The following is a 17843-nucleotide window of genomic DNA, read 5'->3' as shown; positions in this document are numbered from 1 at the left end:
CGCAATTTAAAACAGCAGCGATGACGAGGTGTCGAACGCCGCGCGGCGGCGTTTTTCGGCACTCATCTGTTCGAGCTTGTCGCGATCGACGCAGACCAGCGCATGCGTCGGACAGGCTTCCATACACGCCGGACCGGCGTCGCGGTGGTAGCAGAGGTCACATTTATTGGCTTCGGCTTTCTCCGCGCGTACGCTCAGCCCGATACCGCTGTTGCGTACCACCGGGCGAACCACCACCTCCATCGCGCCATACGGACACGCCACCACACAGGTTTTGCACCCGATGCAGCGCTCCTGCATCACATGCACGAAGCCTTTCTCGCGCTTAATCGCCCCGTTCGGACAGACGTTGGCGCACGGCGCGTCTTCGCACTGGCGACAGATAGCGGCGGTAGAAATATTCACGCCTTTAATGACGTGGATGCGCGGCAGGAAGGTATCAGGGGTGAGAGAGGCGCAATCCTGCTCTGCCTGATGGGACACCACGCACGCCACTTCACAGGTACGGCAACCAATGCATTTGCTGGCATCGGCCATAATAAAACGGTTCATCTGCTTCTCCGGCATAACTGTTATGCGCGAAGCTATTCATAAACCGTGCCAATATTTAATGAATTGATTTTATAGGGAAATTTAAAAGAGAAGGATCTGTCATCGTCATTAGTGACGATGACAGATGTCGACGTCAGCGATGCGGGCCGTCAATGACGGAGCCGCGCAGGATAAGCTCGCCGGAGAAGGTTTGCTGAGGCTTAAACTCACCGCCGTCGAGCATGAAAATAAGACGGCTGATGGTCTCCTGAATCATCTCCGTTACTGGAATACGCACGCTGGAGAGGGACGGCACGATATAGGGCGCGATTGCCACATCGTCAAAGCCGATGACGGACACTGCGCCCGGCGTGGCGACGCCGCTCTCGTGCAGCTGCCTGATGGCGCCAATCGCCATGTCGTCGTTACTCGCCACCAGCGCGGTAAACGTTTCGCCGCGGGTGAGCAACTGAGAGACCGCCGCCGCGCCGCTGGCCGGGTTCCACTTCCCTTCGGCGATCAGCGCGTCGCGAACTGCAATCCCGTGCTGCGCCAGCGCGTCCTTGTAGCCGGAAAGACGCTCCACCCCGGTGGGGGAATCCAGCGAACCGGTGATAAACGCAATCTCCCGGTGGCCTTTCTCAATCAGCTGCGATACCGCGTCCTGACACGACGCTTTATGATCGGACCAGACGCTGTGACTGCTGTTTTTCCGCAAACGGCGGTTGAGCACCATGATCGGCTGCTCGCATTTCTCAATGATCTCGTCCAGCGCTTCCACGCTCAGAAAACGCGGATAGATGATTACCGCGTCGCAGCGCATGTCGAGCAGGTACTGGATCGCCTCGCGCTCCTCTTCGGCGCTGTGCTTGCCGTCCGCCAGGATCAGCTGACGCCCCTTCTCTTCCGTCATCCGCGCGGCGTTAAACAGCAGCTCGCTAAAGTAGACCCCATGGTACAGGGTGTTCGTCACCACCAGCCCCAGGGTCTGGGTGCGTTTGGTCGCCAGGTTTCGCGCCAGCAGATTGGGGCGATACCCGCTCTCTTCGATGGCCTGAAACACGCGGTCTTTCGTCTCCTGGCTGACGTAACCGTTCCCCGACAGTACCCGGGAGACCGTCGCTTTTGATACGCCTGCCCGCTTCGCCACTTCCAGCATCGTGGTCATATTATTATTCCGTCTGAACCTGATGGGCGCAGTGTACTGCACCGCAGAAAAATTGTCGCAGCGGCGTTATCACGCTTTTTACGGCCACGAGTGATCGTCATCACGAAACGAAAAAATGCATAAAAAGTAGTCTTGTTTCATTAAAAGAAACTCATGATGATTATGTGAAACCGGTTTCCTACATTTCACACAACGATAACAGGATCACATCCGATGGCAAAAAATTACGCTGCGCTGGCGACCGACGTCGTTAGCGCGCTGGGCGGCAAAGAGAACATCGTCGCCGTCACCCACTGCATGACGCGCCTGCGCTTCGTTCTTAAAGACGAAAGCCTTACCGACGCCGCACGCCTGAAAAGCATCAGCGGCGTGCTCGGCGTGGTGCGCAACGACAACCAGTGTCAGGTGATCATCGGCAACACCGTGTCCCAGGCATACCGTGAAGTGGTGAGCCTGCTGCCCGCTAACCTGCAACCTGCCGTAGCGGAAGGTCCACAGAAGCTCACGCTGCGCCGGATTGGCGCCGGGATCCTCGACGCGCTGATCGGCACCATGTCTCCGCTGATCCCGGCGATCATCGGCGGGTCGATGGTCAAGCTGCTGGCGATGATCCTTGAGATGACCGGCGTGCTGGGCAAAGGCGACCCGACGCTGACGATCCTGACCGTTATCGGCGATGGCGCGTTCTTCTTCCTGCCGCTGATGGTGGCGGCGTCCGCGGCGGTGAAGTTCAAAACCAACATGTCGCTGGCAATCGCCATCGCGGGCGTTCTGGTTCACCCGAGCTTTATCGAGCTGATGGCGAAAGCCGCGCAGGGCGAGCACGTTGAGTTCGCCTTCATTCCGGTGACGGCGGTGAAATACACCTACACGGTGATCCCCGCCCTGGTGATGACCTGGTGCCTGTCATACATCGAACGCTGGGTGGATCGCATTACCCCGGCGGTGACCAAAAACTTCCTCAAGCCGATGCTGATCGTGCTGATTGCCGCCCCGCTCGCCATCGTACTGATTGGCCCGCTCGGGATCTGGATCGGCAGCGCCATCTCCGCGCTGGTCTACACCATTCACGGCTATCTGGGCTGGCTCTCCGTTGCCATTATGGGCGCGCTGTGGCCGCTGCTGGTGATGACCGGGATGCACCGCGTGTTTACGCCGACCATCATCCAGACCATTGCCGAAACGGGCAAAGAAGGGATGGTGATGCCGTCGGAGATCGGCGCCAACCTGTCGCTCGGCGGTTCGTCGCTGGCGGTGGCGTGGAAAACCAAAAATCCGGAGCTGCGCCAGACGGCGCTGGCCGCGGCGGCCTCCGCCATCATGGCGGGGATCTCTGAACCGGCCCTGTACGGCGTAGCGGTACGCCTGAAGCGTCCGCTGATTGCGAGCCTGATCAGCGGCTTTATCTGCGGCGCGGTGGTAGGCATGGCAGGCCTTGCCAGCCATTCGATGGCGGCGCCGGGGCTGTTTACCAGCGTGCAGTTCTTCGACCCGGCCAACCCGATGACCATCGTCTGGGTGTTTGGCGTGATGGGTCTGGCGGTAGTGCTGTCGTTTGTGCTAACCCTGCTGTTAGGGTTTGAGGATATCCCGGTAGAAGACGAAGCCGAAAAAGCACGCGCCCTGCAAACCGCACCGGTACAGAACAAAGCAGCAGAAGCATAAACTGAAAGCGAGGTAAGAATGTCTGTTTTTCCACAAGGATTTTTATGGGGCGGCGCGCTTGCCGCCAACCAGAGTGAAGGGGCTTACCGTGAAGGCGGCAAAGGACTGACGACGGTCGACATGATCCCCCACGGCGCAAACCGTCTGGCGGTAAAAGTCGGCAAGGAAAAACGGTTTTCGTTGCGGGACGACGAATTCTACCCGAGCCACGAGGCGATTGATTTTTACCATCGCTACAAAGAAGACATCGCCCTGATGGCGGAGATGGGCTTTACGGTGTTCCGCACCTCGATTGCCTGGAGCCGCCTCTACCCGAACGGCGACGAACCGCTGCCGAATCAGGAAGGCATTGCCTTCTACCGCGCGGTGTTCGAGGAGTGTAAAATGTACAACATCGAGCCGCTGGTGACGCTCTGCCACTTCGACGTGCCGATGCACCTGGTGACGGAGTACGGCTCCTGGCGCAACCGTAAGATGGTGGATTTCTTCGCCCGCTACGCCCGCACCTGCTTCGAGGCGTTTAACGGGCTGGTGAAATACTGGCTGACCTTCAACGAAATCAACATCATGCTGCACAGCCCGTTCTCCGGCGCGGGGCTGGTATTTGAAGAAGGTGAAAACGAAGATCAGGTGAAATACCAGGCCGCGCACCACGAGCTGGTGGCGAGCGCGCTGGCGACCAAAATCGCCCACGAGGTGAACCCGGAAAACCACGTCGGCTGCATGCTGGCGGGCGGCAATTTCTACCCGTACTCCTGCAAGCCGGAAGACGTGTGGATGGCGCTGGAGAAAGACCGCGAGAACCTGTTCTTTATCGACGTGCAGGCGCGCGGCAGCTATCCGGCTTACTCTGCCCGCGTGTTCCGCGAGAAAGGCGTGGTGATTGTGAAAGACCCGGGCGACGATGAACTGCTGAAAAACACCGTCGACTTTGTCTCGTTCAGCTATTACGCCTCGCGCTGCGCGTCGGCGGACATGAACGCGGGAAACACCAGCGCGGCGAACATCGTGAAGTCCCTGCGCAACCCGCACATTCAGGTGAGCGAATGGGGCTGGGGCATTGACCCGCTCGGCCTGCGCATCACCATGAACATGATGTACGACCGCTACCAGAAGCCGCTGTTCCTGGTGGAAAACGGCCTTGGAGCGAAGGACGTCATTGATGAAAACGGCGAGATCAACGACGACTACCGAATCAGCTACCTGCGCGAGCATATTCGCGCGATGGCTGATGCGATTGAGGACGGCGTACCGCTGCTGGGCTACACCACCTGGGGCTGCATTGACCTTGTCTCGGCCTCAACGGGGGAAATGAGCAAGCGCTACGGGTTTGTGTACGTCGAACGGGACGACGCCGGGAACGGCACGCTGGACCGCAAGCGCAAGAAATCATTCTGGTGGTATAAGAAGGTGATTGCGAGTAACGGGGGGGATCTGGAGTAGCCTGTTGCCCTCACCCCAGCCCTCTCCCATGTACAGTCCGGGGACATGGTAGACAGGTGTTCGGGGACATGGTGAACACTTTTTAACATCCTTTACCCATGATGATCGACTTTTTCTTCAGGTCGATCATCCCCACTTTCGTGCTGTACCACCATACTTCATAGCAGCCGTCCTCCTGTGTCTCCCTCAGCCCCACACGCTCTCCCCTGAAGGCCTTCCCTGCGTTCAGACTGATACCCTGTATGCTCAGCTTCCCGCTGATATCCACCTTCCTGACCACCACGCCTTCATCGTACTCCGGTGGGGGTGTGCCGGCGCGGTACTGCCGCGCAGACGGCTGGTATCTCGAGGCCGGTACTGCCATGTCCAGCGCTTCATGTGGCCGTTCAAGGTTGTACACCGTCCGCCAGTGGTCGAAAGCGCGCTGCAACTCACCGCTGTCCGCGAACCATCTCTCCTGTAGCACTTCCGCCTTCAGGCTGCGGTGAAAACGCTCCAGCTTGCCCTGCGTCTGCGGATGGTAAGGCCGGGAATGGCCCACCCGGATACCGTGGCGCATCAGCCACAGCTCCAGCGCCGTCCAGGTGCCGGTGGTGTCACCCCACGGCGAGCCGTTGTCCATCGTCATCCGGTCCGGCAGGCCGTAACGCTCAAACACGCTGACCAGTTGCTGCTGCACGGTCTCGCGCCGTTCATCGGTACAGTGCGCCAGGCACAGGGAAAAACGGGAGTGGTCATCCAGCAGGGTGAGCGGATGGCAGCGGCCACCGCCAAAGGGAAAGTGGCCCTTAAAATCCATCTGCCAGAGCCTGTTCGGCGCATCGTGTTCGAAGCGGCCCGTAGCCGGAATACCGGGCGCCGTTCCCGGCAGCAGGCCATGGCGGGCCATCAGGTTATGGACGGTGCTGAAGGCAGGCATGGTGTGTCCCTGGTCTTCGAGCCAGCGCTTAATCTTGCGGGCTCCCCAGCGTTCATGACGGGCATGTGCCATGCGCAGCAGGGCAGTGATGTCGTCTGACGAGCGGTTCGGGGAATGGTGCGGTATGCGCGGGCGGTCCTGAAGGCCGGCGGCGCCTTCCTGAACCCAGCGCTGAAGCCACTTGTAGCCGGTGGCAGGGGAAATGCCGTAGTGACGGCAGAGGGAACGGATGTTCGCCCCGTCCTGCGAGGCGAACAAAACAAACTCGGTACGTAATGACATGGTATCTCTCGCATCCCAGGGCATAAGCGACTCCATAAACGGGTTCTTATGCCTTAGTTGTAAGTGTCTACCATGTCCCCGAACAAGTGTTCACTATGTCCCCGGACCGTACACCCACAGGGAGAGGGGGATGGGTTTGGTAGGCCGGGTAAGGCGAAGCCGCCACCCGGCACTGCTCAGAGCTGAGAAAATCCCCCATCCCCAACCCACCCGGCAAGCCGTGAATAGACCACGTCCACCGCCTCTTTCACCGGCGGCGTCATCGGGTAATAGAACCCGACAATGTCCGGCTGAATCCCCAGAAACAGCACCTCACCCACGTCGTCTTTAATCTGATCGACCAGGTAGTTCAGCGGCATATTGTGCGTCGTCATCATAAACATTTCGGCGATGTCGTCCGGGTCAATCAGGCGGATCTCACCGGGGTTGAGCCCCATATCGGTGGCATCAACGATTAACAGCCTGTCCGGGCGCAGCTCGCGAATGGCCACCACGTCGTTTTCCGGCGCGCTGCCGCCGTCAATCACCACCCAACTGCCCGGCGGGTTTGCGGCGCACAGTTCCGCCAGCAGCGGACCCGCACCGTCGTCGCCCATCATGCTGTTGCCGACACACAGTAAAACGTCAGTCACGTAATCTCCTCACCATCAGGTAGATGGCGCTCTCCTGATGAATATCGTGCAGCATGCTAAGCAGCGTTTTGCTCCACGCCTGCTGCTCGGGGGTTTGCCTGCTCAGCGCCTCGTCAAAGGCGTTGGCGAGCATCGCAATGTGGTTGGCATCGATGACGATCTCGCCGTATTTCGGCACGCCCTCCATCTTGCGCCGCGCCGTGCTGCCCTCCTCCAGCGTGGCGATCCACGCCAGGTAATCGGCCCACGGGCAGCTCAGCGCCGCCTCCAGGCAGTCGATCACCCCTAGGTGATGCCCAATCGCCAGGCTGTAATAGACCACCTGCTGCGCCGCAGCCGGCGTGGCATCGTTCTCATCAATAAACTTACGGCTCAGCTGGCTGAACACCACCGTTTCACTCATCGGATACGCGCCTCATCCACGATGCTGTTCAGGTTCGCCACGATCTCATTGAGTCGCGGATCGTTTTCCGCCTCCAGCCAGCGCGCCACCTGATGGTCGCCCTGGCTCAGCAGGCGCAGATAATCGTCGGCAATCTGGCGGCCATAGCGATAGCCCGCCAGTTTCCGCGCCGTGCGGTCAACCTTCACCCGCAGCGGCTGCACCATGTCCGGGTGCAGAATGGCGGCAGGCTGGTTGTCCAGCTCGCCCGGCTCGCGGGCGTGGATTTTTTGCTCCAGCAGGCCGAGCGCCATCGCAAAGCCGTACAGCGTCGCGGCAGGCGTTGGCGGACAGCCTGGAATGTAAACATCAACCGGCACGATTTTGTCGGTGCCGCCCCAGACGCAGTACAGGTCGTGGAAGATGCCGCCGCTGTTGCCGCAGGCACCGTACGAGATGCAGATTTTCGGGTCCGGCGCGGACTGCCAGGCGCGCAGCGCGGGGGATCGCATGGCGCGGGTGACGGCCCCGGTAAACAGCAGAATGTCCGCATGGCGCGGAGACGGCACCACTTTGATGCCGAAGCGCTCGGCGTCAAACAGCGGTGACAGCGTGGCGAAGATCTCAATCTCGCAGCCGTTGCAGCCGCCGCAGTCCACGCGGTAGACGTAGGCCGAGCGTTTGATTTTTTTCAGCAGCGACGCCTTCATGCTGGCGATGGATTCGTCCACCGTCATCGGCACAGGAATGCCGTTAGCATCGCGCGGGCCCAGTAGGTTTTCCATCAGCTGGCCTCTCTCATATGGCGGGTGATATCAATACGGTCGGACGGCAGCAGGCACTTCTGACGCTTGCACTCCGGGCAGGTTTCGAAGTTTTCGCGGTGATGCTCCGCGCGGACGTCGCCGTTGTGCTTCAGCAGCGCGATGGCGTAGTCGATCTCTTTTTGCACGGCGAACGGACGCTTGCAGACGCGGCAGTTGCACAGCGCAAAGCGCGACTGCTGGAGGAAGTCCTCTTTTTTCCACACCGCCAGCTCGTACTCCTGAGACAGGCGAATGGCCACCGTCGGGCAGACCTCCTCGCAGCGGCCGCAGAAGATGCAGCGCCCGAGGTTAAACTGCCAGGCCAGCTCGCCGGTTTTCAGGTCCGTTTCCACCGTTAAGGCATTCGACGGGCAGGCGTTGACGCAGGCCGCGCAGCCGATGCACTGCTGCGGATTGTGCTCCGGCTTGCCGCGAAAGTTTTTATCCACCGGCATCGGCTCCAGCGGATAGCTGCTGGTCTGCGTGCCGGTTTTGATCACTTTTTTGATAAAGGTAAACATGGCGAGTCCTTATTTCAGCGGCGAGTTTTTACGCTCAATGCTGTAGCGCTCAAGCTCTTTGTACGGCACCACCTGGCTTTTCTTCTTGCGCACGTCCACGACGGTCATGCGGTCGGTGCAGGAGTAGCACGGGTCGAGGCTGCCGATGATCAGCGGCGCATCGGAAACCGTGTTGCCGCGCAGCATGTAGCGCAGGGTTGGCCAGTTGGCGTAGGTGGCCGCGCGGCAGCGCCAGCGGTAGAGCTTCTGGTTGTCGCCGGTCATGCTCCAGTGGATGTCGTCCCCGCGCGGCGCTTCGGCAAAGCCGAGGGCAAAGCGGTTTGGAATGTAGGTGAAGCCTTCCACCATCAGCGGGCCGCCCGGCAGATTATCGAGGCCGTAGTCGATCATGTTCAGCGCGGTGAATACCTCGTTGATGCGCACCTTCAGGCGGGAGATGACGTCGCAGCCCTGCTCGCTGTGCACGGTCATCGGCAGCAGGCCGTAGCCGACGAACGGGTGATCGGCGCGGGTATCGCGGGCGTGGCCGCTGGCGCGCACCATCGGACCGACGTTGCTGAAGTCGCGGGCGATTTCCGCATCAAGACGACCGATGCCGACGGTGCGCTGCTCGATGTTGGGCGTGCTGAGCAGCATATTCACCAGCTCCTGCACGTCCCGCCGCATCTGCTGCGCCAGCTGGCGGGTCTGAATCATGTCGTCTTTCAGCAGGTCGCGGCGGATCCCGCCGATCAGGTTCAGGCCGTAGGTTTTACGCGCCCCGGTAAGGATCTCCGCCATCTTCATCGACGCCTCGCGCACGCGGAAGAACTGCATAAACCCGGAGTCAAAGCCAACGAAGTGGCAGGCCAGGCCGAGGTTCAGCAGGTGCGAGTGCAGGCGCTCCACCTCCAGCAGAATGGCGCGGATCATCTGCGCGCGTTCCGGCACCACGATCCCCATGCCGTTTTCCACCGAGGTGGTGTAGGCGGTGCTGTGGGCAAAGCCGCAGATGCCGCACACGCGGTCAGAGAGGAATGTGACTTCGTTGTAGCCCATGCGGGTCTCCGCCAGCTTCTCCATGCCGCGGTGGACGTAGAACAGGCGGTAGTCGGCGTCGATAATGTTCTCGCCGTCGACGAACAGGCGGAAGTGGCCCGGTTCGTCGGAGGTAACGTGCAGCGGGCCAATCGGCACCACGTTATTCTTCTTGCTGCCCAGCTCGTTGATGAACTCGTAGGTTTCGCTGTCGGTGGTCGGGGCCGGGCGCTGGCGGTAGTCCATGCTGTCCTTGCGCAGCGGATAGAGTTCATCCGGCCAGTCGTCCGGCAGCACCAGGCGACGCTCGTCAGGCAGGCCAACCGGCACCAGACCATACATGTCGCGCACTTCGCGCTCGCCCCAGACGGCGGCAGGCACGCGCGGCGTGACGGAGGGGTATTCCGGTTTAGCCGGATCGACCTCTACGCGCACGGTGAGCCAGCACTTCTCCCCCTGCTCCATCGACATCACGTAGTACACCGCATAGTTGCCACACAGCTGACGCTCGTCGTTGCCGAACAGCACTGACAGCCAGCCGCCCTGCTGGTAGTAGAGAAACTCCACCACTTCCGGCAGATAGTTCACCTTAATGGTGACGGTGATCTGGTCTTTGGTTTGCCAGGACTCCTCGAGCACCACGCCCGGGAAAGCCTGATGCAATGCGGCGAGATACTGCTGACCTTTCTTTTCTTCAGACATAAACACTCTCTTTAATCACGCCACCAGCAAGGAGACGAACGCTAAAAATGCAAAACCAAAACCGGCCCAGGTGATGCGTGACGTTTCGACAAAACGCAGGCGCGCCATGCTGTTTTCAAACAGGGCAATCACCAGCACGCCGATAAGCAGCTTGAGCACAGCCACCACCACGGCCAGCAGCAGGCCGCCCGCAGAGAAGTGCGTCATCTGCCCCCACGGGAAGAAAACGCCGACGAACATCTGCAACACCACCAGCTGCTTGAGGCTGATGCCCCACTTCAGCACCGCAAAGCCGTAGCCGCTGTATTCGGTGAGCGGCCCCTCCTGTAATTCCTGCTCCGCTTCCGCGAGATCGAACGGCAACTTGCCCATCTCGATAAAGGTGGCGAACGCGCAGGCGCAGAGCGCCAGCACCAGCGGGAGAGAACGTGAAACCGGCCAGTGGTAAACGGTGTCGGTGATAAAACTGATATGGGTCGAGCCTGCAACCTGTGCGGCAACCCACAGCCCCAGCAGCAGAATTGGCTCAACCAGCACGCCGAGCATCGCCTCGCGGCTGGCGCCGATACCCGTAAACGGGCTGCCGGTATCCAGACCCGCAATCGCAAAGAAGAAACGCGCGATGGCGAAGAGGTAGATCAGCGTAATCAGATCGCCCAGCACCGGCAGCGGCGAGCCCACCGTCACTACCGGCAGCGCGGTGGCGATGGTCAGCATCACGCCCACCATCACAAACGGCGTCAGGCGGAACACCCAGCCTGCGGCGTCCGGCGCGACGCTCTGACGGGAAAGCAGTTTGAAGAGATCGCGGTACTCCTGGAGCACGCCAGGCCCGCGACGGTTGTGCAGCCGGGCGCGCGCCACGCGCGTGATGCCCGACAGCAGCGGCGCGGCGGCGAACAGCACCAGCGCCTGAAGAATTGCCAGTAACAGACTCATGTCAGGCTCCTCGTGAAATGACAATCACCACCAGCACCGCCAGCTCGATCAGCGCCAGGCGGCGGAACAGCACGGGCACGGCGGCACCCTGCCAGCCTGGCACCCAGCCCACCGGGTTCAGCCAATGGCGCAGCTTCAGCACGGCGGCGAAGTTCTCCTTCACCGGCATAGCGAAACCGTGGGCGGTGATGACCATCGACTGCTCATGTTCGTAGCCGCAGGCCCACGCCGCGCCGCGCGAGCGGGAGGCGAGACGGTCGCGTCTGAAGAACAGCATCAGCACGAACGGCAGGAGCGGCGCGGCAATCAGCAGCAGCGCCATCATCGGCTGGGAAACGACGGTATGCGCCGTGACCAGCGGCAGCGGAATGGCGTGGCCCAGCAGCGGCAGCAACCACGGCGCGGCGACGCCGCCCGCGATGCAGCACAGCGCCAGTGCGACCACGCTTACGCCCATCAGTAGCGGTGCGCAGCAGGCGTTTTCCGCTTCGCGGGTGCGCGGCGCGCCCAGGAAGGTGACGCCGTAAACCTTCGCCATACACATCACCGCCAGCGCGCCGGTGATCGCCAGGCCCACCGCCAGCAGCGGGCCGAGTAAACGCCCGATAAACGCCTCGCTCTGGCCGAGGGCGAAGAAGGACTGATAAATCACCCACTCGCCGGCAAAGCCGTTCAGCGGCGGCAGCGCAGCCATCGCCATCAGCCCGACCAGCATCGCCAGCGAAATGACGGGCATTTTTTTGCCAATCCCGCCGAGCTTTTCAATATCGCGGTGCCCGGTGCGGAACCAGACGCTGCCCGCACCGAGGAACAGGGTGCTTTTAAACAGACTGTGGTTGATAAGGTGATACAGACCGCCAATAAACCCGGCGGCAATCAGCGCCGGCTGGTTGAGCGCCAGCCCGGTGACGCCCGCGCCCATGCCGAGCAGGATAATCCCGATGTTCTCCAGGGTGTGGTACGCCAGCAGACGCTGGATGTTGTGCTCCATCAGCGCGTACAGCCCGCCGACGAACGCGGTGATCATCCCTGCAATCAGCAGCGCCACGCCCCACCACAGCGGCGGCTGACCGCCCGTCAGGGTTATCATCAGGATGCCGAACAGACCGACCTTCATCACCACGGTGGAGAACAGCGCAGCGGCCGGGGCTGAGGCATTGGCATGCGCCTGCGGCACCCAGCCGTGCAGCGGGATTATCCCGGCCAGCAGGCCAAAACCAACTACGCCCAACGTCCAGACGTCGTTGCCCAGCGGCTGGCCGTTAAGCATGGCAAAATCCAGCGTGCCGAAACGCTGCCACACCAGCCAGCAGGCCAGCGCCAGCAGCAGCGTGCCGAGACGTCCGAGCGCAAACCACAGCTTGCCGGAGGCGCTGCATCCGGTCAGGAACACGCCGCACAGGGCCATGATTTCTGCCATCACCACCAGCGCGCCGAGGTTGCTGGCGATAACGGTACAGACCGCGGCGGCCATCAACAGGTTAACCAGCAGGCCGTTGGCTTTGGTGTGCTGATGTCGGTGCCAGTCGATATTAAACAGGCTGATAAACAGCCCGCACAGGCCAAAGGTTATCAGCCAGATGGCGTTCAGCGGCGTAAGCTCAACGGCGTGGTGAATCAGCGGGATGAGGGTGTCAACAGACTGGCCGTCGATCAGGACAACCCCGCCCGCCGCCAGCGTCATCAGGCTGCCGACCGCCCCGCCGATACCGGCGATCACCCCGCTCAGCGTTTTATGGAAGGAGAGAAGCAGCGCCAGGACAGCGGCGGCGGCAAACCAGGCCACACCGCTGGTCATCATAACTATCGCGTTCATTTCGCCCCCTCGTTAAGCGCCCGCAGCAGCGAAAGATCGCCAACGTCGGTATTGATGGTCAGCTCGCGCTTGCGTTTGCTGGTGCGAGCGATGTCGCGGATGTTGACCAGGACCAGCGCCCGGGTCGGGCAGGTCCGCACGCAGGCCGGACCCTGCTCATCGAAGCTGCACAGATCGCACTTCACCGCAACGGCGCGAATGCCCGGCACCCAGTCCAGCAGCGTACTCACGCGTGCCGGAGCCGGTGGCGCAGGCGGCGCTTTCGCAGTATTAGCATTCGCCGGAATATGCAGCGGGCGGCTGCCTGAAAACTCAATGGCGCCGAACGGACAGGCGATGCCGCACAGCTTGCAGCTCACGCACAGGCTTTCGTTCAGCTGTACCGCGCCGTCAACGCGGGTGATGGCATTGACAGGACAGACGCCCGCGCACGGAGCGTCTTCACAGTGGTGACAGAGCTGCGGGGCAGACTCTTTCTCATTACGCATGACGCGCAGGCGCGGCATGGACTGTAGCCCGTGCAGGCGGTGCGTTTCCGAGCACGCCGCCTCACAGGTCCGACAGCCAATACAGACCGTCGAGTCAGCAATTACAAAACGGTTCACCGGGTCATCCTCTGGTGATAGTCATTTTTGACGAAAAAAACTGTCTTATCGACACTTCTCGACACTCGCTTTTCAGGCCACGTTCGCGGAGGATTTTCCGTCGATCAGCTGTTTCAGGTTGACTGGCCGATCGTGCTCAACGGCGGCGTAGAGGCCGTTATAAACCGGCGCGATTTTCTCCAGATAGTGCTCCAGCACCTGCTGGCGATCGCGGTTGCTGACATGACCGTCCACCATGCCGTCCGCCATCAGCTGCGCCCGGGCGATGCAGTGCCTGTCGCCCTCTTTCGTCTCGACGTAGTACTCAATCGTGTGGCTGTTGAAGGTCTCCGCCAGGGTGACGTAAATCGTAAAGTGACCGAACAGGACAAAACGCATATCCCCCTGCGCCGCACAGCTCATGGCGTGATGCAGATGGGCCTTCGACAGCGTAATCCCCTGGATCAGTGAATTGCAGTACAGGTGCCATTGCTCCTGGAGCTGCTGATGACGTTGCGCGATGTAATCCGCTTTTTCGCTAATTTCCCAAATAGTCATAAAAGGTATCCGGTTAATGGAGTTAGCGGCTGTTAAGCAGATTTCGTGCCAGTTTTTAATTTATTGATTTAAATGGATTTTAAAGAGAAGCGCACTGTCATCGCCGCGGTGTCGACGTGTCATTTCGACAGCGTTGACATCGTCACGCCATAACGCAAATCAAGCTGGCACCGTTATTGCATTGAAGGGGCAATTCATTAAGGAGGCGTCATGCACGAAATTACCCTCTGCCAGCGGGCACTGGAACTTATCGAACAGCAGGCAGTGCAAAACCACGCGAAACGCGTCACCGGCGTCTGGCTGAAGGTCGGGGCGTTTTCCTGCGTCGAGACCAGCGCCCTCACCTTCTGTTTTGAGCTGGTATGCCGCGGCACGCTGGCGGAAGGCTGCGAGCTGCATATTGAAGAGCAGCAGGCAGAGTGCTGGTGCGAGCAGTGTCAGGAGTACGTCACGCTGCTGTCATCGAAGGTGCAGCGCTGTCCGCAGTGCCAGAGCAGCGGGCTGCGCATCGTGGCGGATGACGGTATGCAGATCCAACGCCTCGAAATCGAGAAGGAGTAATGTATGTGTAGTACCTGCGGTTGCGCTGAAGGCAACCTGTATATAGAAGGGGATGAACACCGTCCCCACTCCGCGTTTCGCTCCGCGCCCTTTTCCCCTGCCCCGCGTCCCGCGGCGGCACTGACCGGCATCACCTTTGCCCCGCAGCGTTCCGACGCGGGCGACCTCCATTACGGCCATGGCGAAGCGGGTACGCACGCGCCGGGCATCAGCCAGCGCCAGATGCTGGAGGTGGAGATCAACGTGCTGGACAAGAATAACCAGCTCGCCGCCCGCAATCGCGCCCGCTTTGCCGCGCGCGAACAGCTGGTGCTGAACCTGGTCTCCAGCCCCGGCTCCGGTAAAACCACGCTGCTGACCGAAACCCTTAAACGTCTGAACGAACACGTCTCCTGCGCCGTAATCGAAGGCGACCAGCAAACGGTAAACGACGCCGCGCGCATCCGCGAAACCGGTACGCCTGCGATTCAGGTCAACACCGGGAAAGGGTGCCACCTGGACGCGCAGATGATTGCCGACGCCGCCCCGCGCCTGCCGCTGGCGGATAACGGTATCCTGTTTATTGAAAACGTCGGCAACCTGGTCTGCCCGGCAAGCTTCGACCTCGGCGAGCGGCATAAAGTGGCGGTGCTCTCCGTGACCGAAGGAGAAGACAAGCCGCTGAAATATCCGCATATGTTTGCCGCCGCCTCCCTCATGCTGCTGAACAAGGTCGACCTGCTGCCGTACCTGAATTTCGACGTGGATAAGTGCCTGGCTTACGCCCGGGAAGTGAACCCGGACATTGAGATCCTGCTGCTTTCCGCCACGCGCGGCGACGGGATGGACGCCTGGCTGAACTGGCTGGAGAACGAACGATGTGCATAGGCGTCCCCGGACAAATTCATTCCCTCGACGGCAATCAGGCCAAAGTGGAGGTCTGCGGCATCCTGCGCGATGTCGACCTGACGCTGGTAGGCAGCCACGATGAGACCGGCGCAACGCGTCTCGGCCAGTGGGTGCTGGTTCACGTGGGTTTTGCCATGAGCGTGATTAATGAGGAAGAAGCCCGCGACACGCTGGATGCGCTACAGAATATGTTTGACGTCGAGCCGGACGTGGGCGCCCTGCTGTATGGCGAGGAGCGATAACACATGCGTTACGTTGATGAATATCGCGCGCCGGAGCAGGTGTTGCAGCTTATCGATCGCCTGAAAACCCGCGCCTCGCTGCTGGACTACACGAAAGAAAAACCGCTGCGGATCATGGAGGTGTGCGGCGGACACACCCACGCCATCTTTAAATTTGGCCTCGACCAGCTGCTGCCGGAGAACATCGAGTTTATCCACGGCCCCGGCTGCCCGGTGTGCGTGCTGCCGATGGGGCGCATCGACAGCTGTATCGACATCGCCAGCCGCCCCGGTGTGATTTTTTGCACCTTTGGCGACGCCATGCGTGTTCCGGGAAAAAATGGCTCGCTGCTCCAGGCGAAGGCGCGCGGCGCGGACGTGCGGATCGTCTACTCACCGATGGATGCCCTGACGCTGGCGATGGCTAATCCTGAGCGTAAGGTCGTCTTTTTCGGGCTGGGTTTTGAAACCACCATGCCCGCCACCGCCATTACCCTCCAGCAGGCGAAAGCCCGCAACGTCACTAACTTTTACTTTTTCTGCCAGCACATCACGCTTATTCCCACGCTGCGCAGCCTGCTTGAAGCGCCGGATAACGGTATCGACGCGTTTCTGGCGCCGGGCCACGTCAGCATGGTGATCGGCACAGAAGCCTACGGTTTTATCGCTGAACAGTACAATCGTCCGTTAGTGGTGGCTGGTTTCGAGCCACTTGATCTACTGCAAGGCGTGACCATGCTGGTTGAGCAGAAAATAGCGGCCCTGAGTGCGGTGGAAAATCAGTATCGTCGCGTGGTGCCCGATGCAGGTAACAGACGGGCACAGCAGGCCATAGCCGACGTGTTTAGCGTCGAAGGCGACAGCGAGTGGCGCGGACTGGGGCTGATTGCCGAATCCGGCGTGCACCTGACGCCCACGTATCGCGCCTTCGACGCCGAAGCGCATTTCCGCCCGCAGCCGCAGCAGGTGTGCGACGATCCCCGCGCCCGCTGTGGCGACGTACTCACCGGCAAATGCAAACCTCATCACTGCCCGTTATTTGGCAACGCCTGTAACCCGCAAACCGCGTTTGGCGCGCTGATGGTCTCTTCCGAAGGGGCATGCGCCGCGTGGTATCACTATCGCAACCAGGAGTGTGAAGCATGAACACGGTGGAAATGGCGCACGGAAGCGGTGGACAGGCGATGCAGCAGCTGATTAACCGGCTGTTTATGGAAGCCTTTAATAACCCCTGGCTCGCCGAGCAGGAAGATCAGGCGCGTATTGACCTCGCGGCCCTGACCGCCCACGGTGACAGGCTGGCGTTCTCTACCGACAGCTACGTGATTGACCCGCTGTTCTTCCCGGGAGGCGATATCGGCAAGCTCGCCGTCTGCGGCACGGCAAACGACGTCGCCGTCAGCGGCGCGATCCCCCGCTACCTCTCCTGCGGGTTTATCCTCGAAGAAGGGTTACCAATGGAGACGCTCACGGCGGTGGTCAACAGCATGGCGCACACCGCCCGCGAGGCGGGGATCGCCATCGTCACCGGGGATACCAAGGTGGTGCAGCGCGGCGCGGCGGATAAGCTCTTCATCAACACAGCCGGGATGGGCGCGATCCCTGCCGACATTCACTGGGGCGCGCAGCAGCTTTGCGCAGGCGACGTGCTGATTGTCAGCGGCACGCTGGGCTGCCACGGGGCAACCATCCTGAACCTGCGTGAAGGCCTGGGGCTGGACGGGGAACTTCGCAGTGACTGCGCGGTACTCACGCCGCTGATCCAGACGCTGCGCGACATGCCGGGCGTAAAAGCCCTGCGCGACGCCACACGGGGCGGCGTGAATGCCGTCGTGCACGAGTTCGCGGCAAGCTGCGGCTACGGGATTGAGCTGACCGAGCGCGGCCTGCCCGTTAAGCCCGCCGTGCGCGGGCTGTGCGAGCTATTAGGGCTAGACCCGCTTAACTTTGCCAATGAGGGCAAGCTGGTGATCGGCGTGGAACGCGCGGCGGCGGAAGCCGTACTTGCACAGCTGCGCGCGCATCCTTTAGGGAAAGACGCGGCCATCATCGGCGACGTGGTTGAGCGCAAAGGGGTGCGCCTGACCGGGCTTTACGGCGTGAAGCGCACGCTGGATCTGCCGCACGCTGAACCGTTACCCCGAATTTGCTAGACCGCGCCAAAAGCGGTCAGCGCTGAATTTCTCTTTTTGCCAGTTTCTATTGGAA

General features: G+C 60.9%; 19 protein-coding genes. 7 read left to right on the top strand and 12 right to left on the bottom strand.

Annotated elements, in window-relative coordinates; genetic code table 11:
- Nucleotides 1–6 precede the first annotated feature (6 nt).
- On the bottom strand, nt 7–552 hold the full coding sequence (gene hydN, locus SK62_RS04355; protein WP_017382793.1) for an electron transport protein HydN: 546 nt from the start codon (nt 550–552) through the stop codon (nt 7–9).
- Between the two features lie 133 nt (nt 553–685).
- Nucleotides 686–1723, bottom strand: a complete 1038-nt coding sequence (locus SK62_RS04350) for a LacI family DNA-binding transcriptional regulator (RefSeq protein WP_328759124.1) — start codon at nt 1721–1723, stop codon at nt 686–688.
- Nucleotides 1724–1912: 189 nt separating this feature from the next.
- Between SK62_RS04350 and ascF the strand changes: the two genes are divergently transcribed.
- Together ascF and SK62_RS04340 are read left to right on the top strand one after the other, a co-directional pair.
- Nucleotides 1913–3364 (top strand): PTS cellobiose/arbutin/salicin transporter subunit IIBC, encoded by a 1452-nt coding sequence (gene ascF, locus SK62_RS04345; protein WP_047718551.1) that lies wholly within the window; start codon nt 1913–1915, stop codon nt 3362–3364.
- A gap of 18 nt (nt 3365–3382) precedes the next feature.
- Nucleotides 3383–4807 (top strand): 6-phospho-beta-glucosidase, encoded by a 1425-nt coding sequence (locus SK62_RS04340; RefSeq protein ID WP_047718556.1) that lies wholly within the window; start codon nt 3383–3385, stop codon nt 4805–4807.
- A gap of 82 nt (nt 4808–4889) precedes the next feature.
- Here SK62_RS04340 and SK62_RS04335 read toward each other — a convergent pair whose 3' ends face one another.
- The 10 genes from SK62_RS04335 to hycA all read right to left on the bottom strand — a co-directional run bounded on the left by SK62_RS04335 (nt 4890) and on the right by hycA (nt 13965).
- On the bottom strand, nt 4890–6044 hold the full coding sequence (locus tag SK62_RS04335; protein WP_080346137.1) for an IS481 family transposase: 1155 nt from the start codon (nt 6042–6044) through the stop codon (nt 4890–4892).
- A 140-nt stretch (nt 6045–6184) separates the two neighbouring features.
- Nucleotides 6185–6640 carry a hydrogenase maturation peptidase HycI gene (hycI, locus tag SK62_RS04330; RefSeq protein WP_023295326.1) on the bottom strand — a complete coding sequence of 152 codons (456 nt, stop codon included), beginning with the start codon at nt 6638–6640 and terminating at the stop codon, nt 6185–6187.
- Nucleotides 6633–7043 (bottom strand): formate hydrogenlyase maturation HycH family protein, encoded by a 411-nt coding sequence (locus SK62_RS04325; RefSeq protein ID WP_017382798.1) that lies wholly within the window; start codon nt 7041–7043, stop codon nt 6633–6635. Before SK62_RS04325 ends, hycI begins: the two co-directional genes overlap by 8 nt.
- Entirely contained in the window at nt 7040–7807 is a 768-nt protein-coding gene (locus tag SK62_RS04320; RefSeq protein ID WP_023295327.1) for an NADH-quinone oxidoreductase subunit B family protein, read from the bottom strand. Before SK62_RS04320 ends, SK62_RS04325 begins: the two co-directional genes overlap by 4 nt.
- Complete coding sequence (locus SK62_RS04315) at nt 7807–8349, bottom strand: formate hydrogenlyase complex iron-sulfur subunit (RefSeq protein WP_023295328.1); 543 nt, start codon at nt 8347–8349, stop codon at nt 7807–7809. The genes SK62_RS04320 and SK62_RS04315 overlap by 1 nt, the downstream gene beginning before the upstream one ends.
- A gap of 9 nt (nt 8350–8358) precedes the next feature.
- Nucleotides 8359–10068, bottom strand: coding sequence for a hydrogenase large subunit (locus tag SK62_RS04310; protein ID WP_047719250.1), 1710 nt, complete (start codon nt 10066–10068; stop codon nt 8359–8361).
- Nucleotides 10069–10083: 15 nt separating this feature from the next.
- Nucleotides 10084–11007 (bottom strand): respiratory chain complex I subunit 1 family protein, encoded by a 924-nt coding sequence (locus tag SK62_RS04305; protein WP_017382801.1) that lies wholly within the window; start codon nt 11005–11007, stop codon nt 10084–10086.
- A 1-nt stretch (nt 11008) separates the two neighbouring features.
- Nucleotides 11009–12823 (bottom strand): formate hydrogenlyase subunit 3, encoded by a 1815-nt coding sequence (gene hycC, locus SK62_RS04300; protein WP_023304318.1) that lies wholly within the window; start codon nt 12821–12823, stop codon nt 11009–11011.
- Entirely contained in the window at nt 12820–13428 is a 609-nt protein-coding gene (locus tag SK62_RS04295; RefSeq protein WP_017382803.1) for a 4Fe-4S dicluster domain-containing protein, read from the bottom strand. Before SK62_RS04295 ends, hycC begins: the two co-directional genes overlap by 4 nt.
- A 72-nt stretch (nt 13429–13500) precedes the next feature.
- Nucleotides 13501–13965, bottom strand: coding sequence for a formate hydrogenlyase regulator HycA (hycA, locus tag SK62_RS04290; protein ID WP_017382804.1), 465 nt, complete (start codon nt 13963–13965; stop codon nt 13501–13503).
- 210 nt (nt 13966–14175) lie between these two features.
- Here hycA and hypA point away from each other — a divergent pair, with 210 nt between their 5' ends.
- The 5 genes from hypA to hypE are packed head-to-tail and all read left to right on the top strand — an operon-like array spanning nt 14176 to nt 17788.
- Entirely contained in the window at nt 14176–14526 is a 351-nt protein-coding gene (gene hypA / locus SK62_RS04285; RefSeq protein WP_006811742.1) for a hydrogenase maturation nickel metallochaperone HypA, read from the top strand.
- 3 nt (nt 14527–14529) lie between these two features.
- Complete coding sequence (hypB, locus tag SK62_RS04280) at nt 14530–15393, top strand: hydrogenase nickel incorporation protein HypB (protein ID WP_017382805.1); 864 nt, start codon at nt 14530–14532, stop codon at nt 15391–15393.
- Complete coding sequence (locus SK62_RS04275) at nt 15384–15656, top strand: HypC/HybG/HupF family hydrogenase formation chaperone (RefSeq protein ID WP_015571696.1); 273 nt, start codon at nt 15384–15386, stop codon at nt 15654–15656. The genes hypB and SK62_RS04275 overlap by 10 nt, the downstream gene beginning before the upstream one ends.
- Before the next feature lie 3 nt (nt 15657–15659).
- Nucleotides 15660–16781, top strand: a complete 1122-nt coding sequence (hypD, locus tag SK62_RS04270; protein WP_032671927.1) for a hydrogenase formation protein HypD — start codon at nt 15660–15662, stop codon at nt 16779–16781.
- On the top strand, nt 16778–17788 hold the full coding sequence (gene hypE, locus SK62_RS04265; RefSeq protein ID WP_047719249.1) for a hydrogenase expression/formation protein HypE: 1011 nt from the start codon (nt 16778–16780) through the stop codon (nt 17786–17788). Before hypD ends, hypE begins: the two co-directional genes overlap by 4 nt.
- Nucleotides 17789–17843: the final 55 nt, after the last annotated feature.

The sequence above is a fragment of the Enterobacter sp. BIDMC109 genome (genome assembly GCF_001037885.1).
GTDB lineage: Bacteria > Pseudomonadota > Gammaproteobacteria > Enterobacterales > Enterobacteriaceae > Enterobacter > Enterobacter hormaechei_C.
This window is presented reverse-complemented; position numbering and strand designations above follow the sequence as displayed.

Coding starts and splice junctions, on each gene's coding strand:
- hypD (WP_032671927.1), top strand. CDS start 15,660: ATGCGTTACGTTGATGAATATCGCGCGCCGGAGCAGGTGTTGCAGCTT.
- SK62_RS04315 (WP_023295328.1), bottom strand. CDS start 8,349: ATGTTTACCTTTATCAAAAAAGTGATCAAAACCGGCACGCAGACCAGC.
- hypA (WP_006811742.1), top strand. CDS start 14,176: ATGCACGAAATTACCCTCTGCCAGCGGGCACTGGAACTTATCGAACAG.
- hycA (WP_017382804.1), bottom strand. CDS start 13,965: ATGACTATTTGGGAAATTAGCGAAAAAGCGGATTACATCGCGCAACGT.
- SK62_RS04320 (WP_023295327.1), bottom strand. CDS start 7,807: ATGGAAAACCTACTGGGCCCGCGCGATGCTAACGGCATTCCTGTGCCG.
- ascF (WP_047718551.1), top strand. CDS start 1,913: ATGGCAAAAAATTACGCTGCGCTGGCGACCGACGTCGTTAGCGCGCTG.
- SK62_RS04275 (WP_015571696.1), top strand. CDS start 15,384: ATGTGCATAGGCGTCCCCGGACAAATTCATTCCCTCGACGGCAATCAG.
- SK62_RS04335 (WP_080346137.1), bottom strand. CDS start 6,044: ATGGAGTCGCTTATGCCCTGGGATGCGAGAGATACCATGTCATTACGT.
- hycC (WP_023304318.1), bottom strand. CDS start 12,823: ATGAACGCGATAGTTATGATGACCAGCGGTGTGGCCTGGTTTGCCGCC.
- SK62_RS04340 (WP_047718556.1), top strand. CDS start 3,383: ATGTCTGTTTTTCCACAAGGATTTTTATGGGGCGGCGCGCTTGCCGCC.
- hydN (WP_017382793.1), bottom strand. CDS start 552: ATGAACCGTTTTATTATGGCCGATGCCAGCAAATGCATTGGTTGCCGT.
- SK62_RS04310 (WP_047719250.1), bottom strand. CDS start 10,068: ATGTCTGAAGAAAAGAAAGGTCAGCAGTATCTCGCCGCATTGCATCAG.
- SK62_RS04325 (WP_017382798.1), bottom strand. CDS start 7,043: ATGAGTGAAACGGTGGTGTTCAGCCAGCTGAGCCGTAAGTTTATTGAT.
- SK62_RS04305 (WP_017382801.1), bottom strand. CDS start 11,007: ATGAGTCTGTTACTGGCAATTCTTCAGGCGCTGGTGCTGTTCGCCGCC.
- hypE (WP_047719249.1), top strand. CDS start 16,778: ATGAACACGGTGGAAATGGCGCACGGAAGCGGTGGACAGGCGATGCAG.
- hypB (WP_017382805.1), top strand. CDS start 14,530: ATGTGTAGTACCTGCGGTTGCGCTGAAGGCAACCTGTATATAGAAGGG.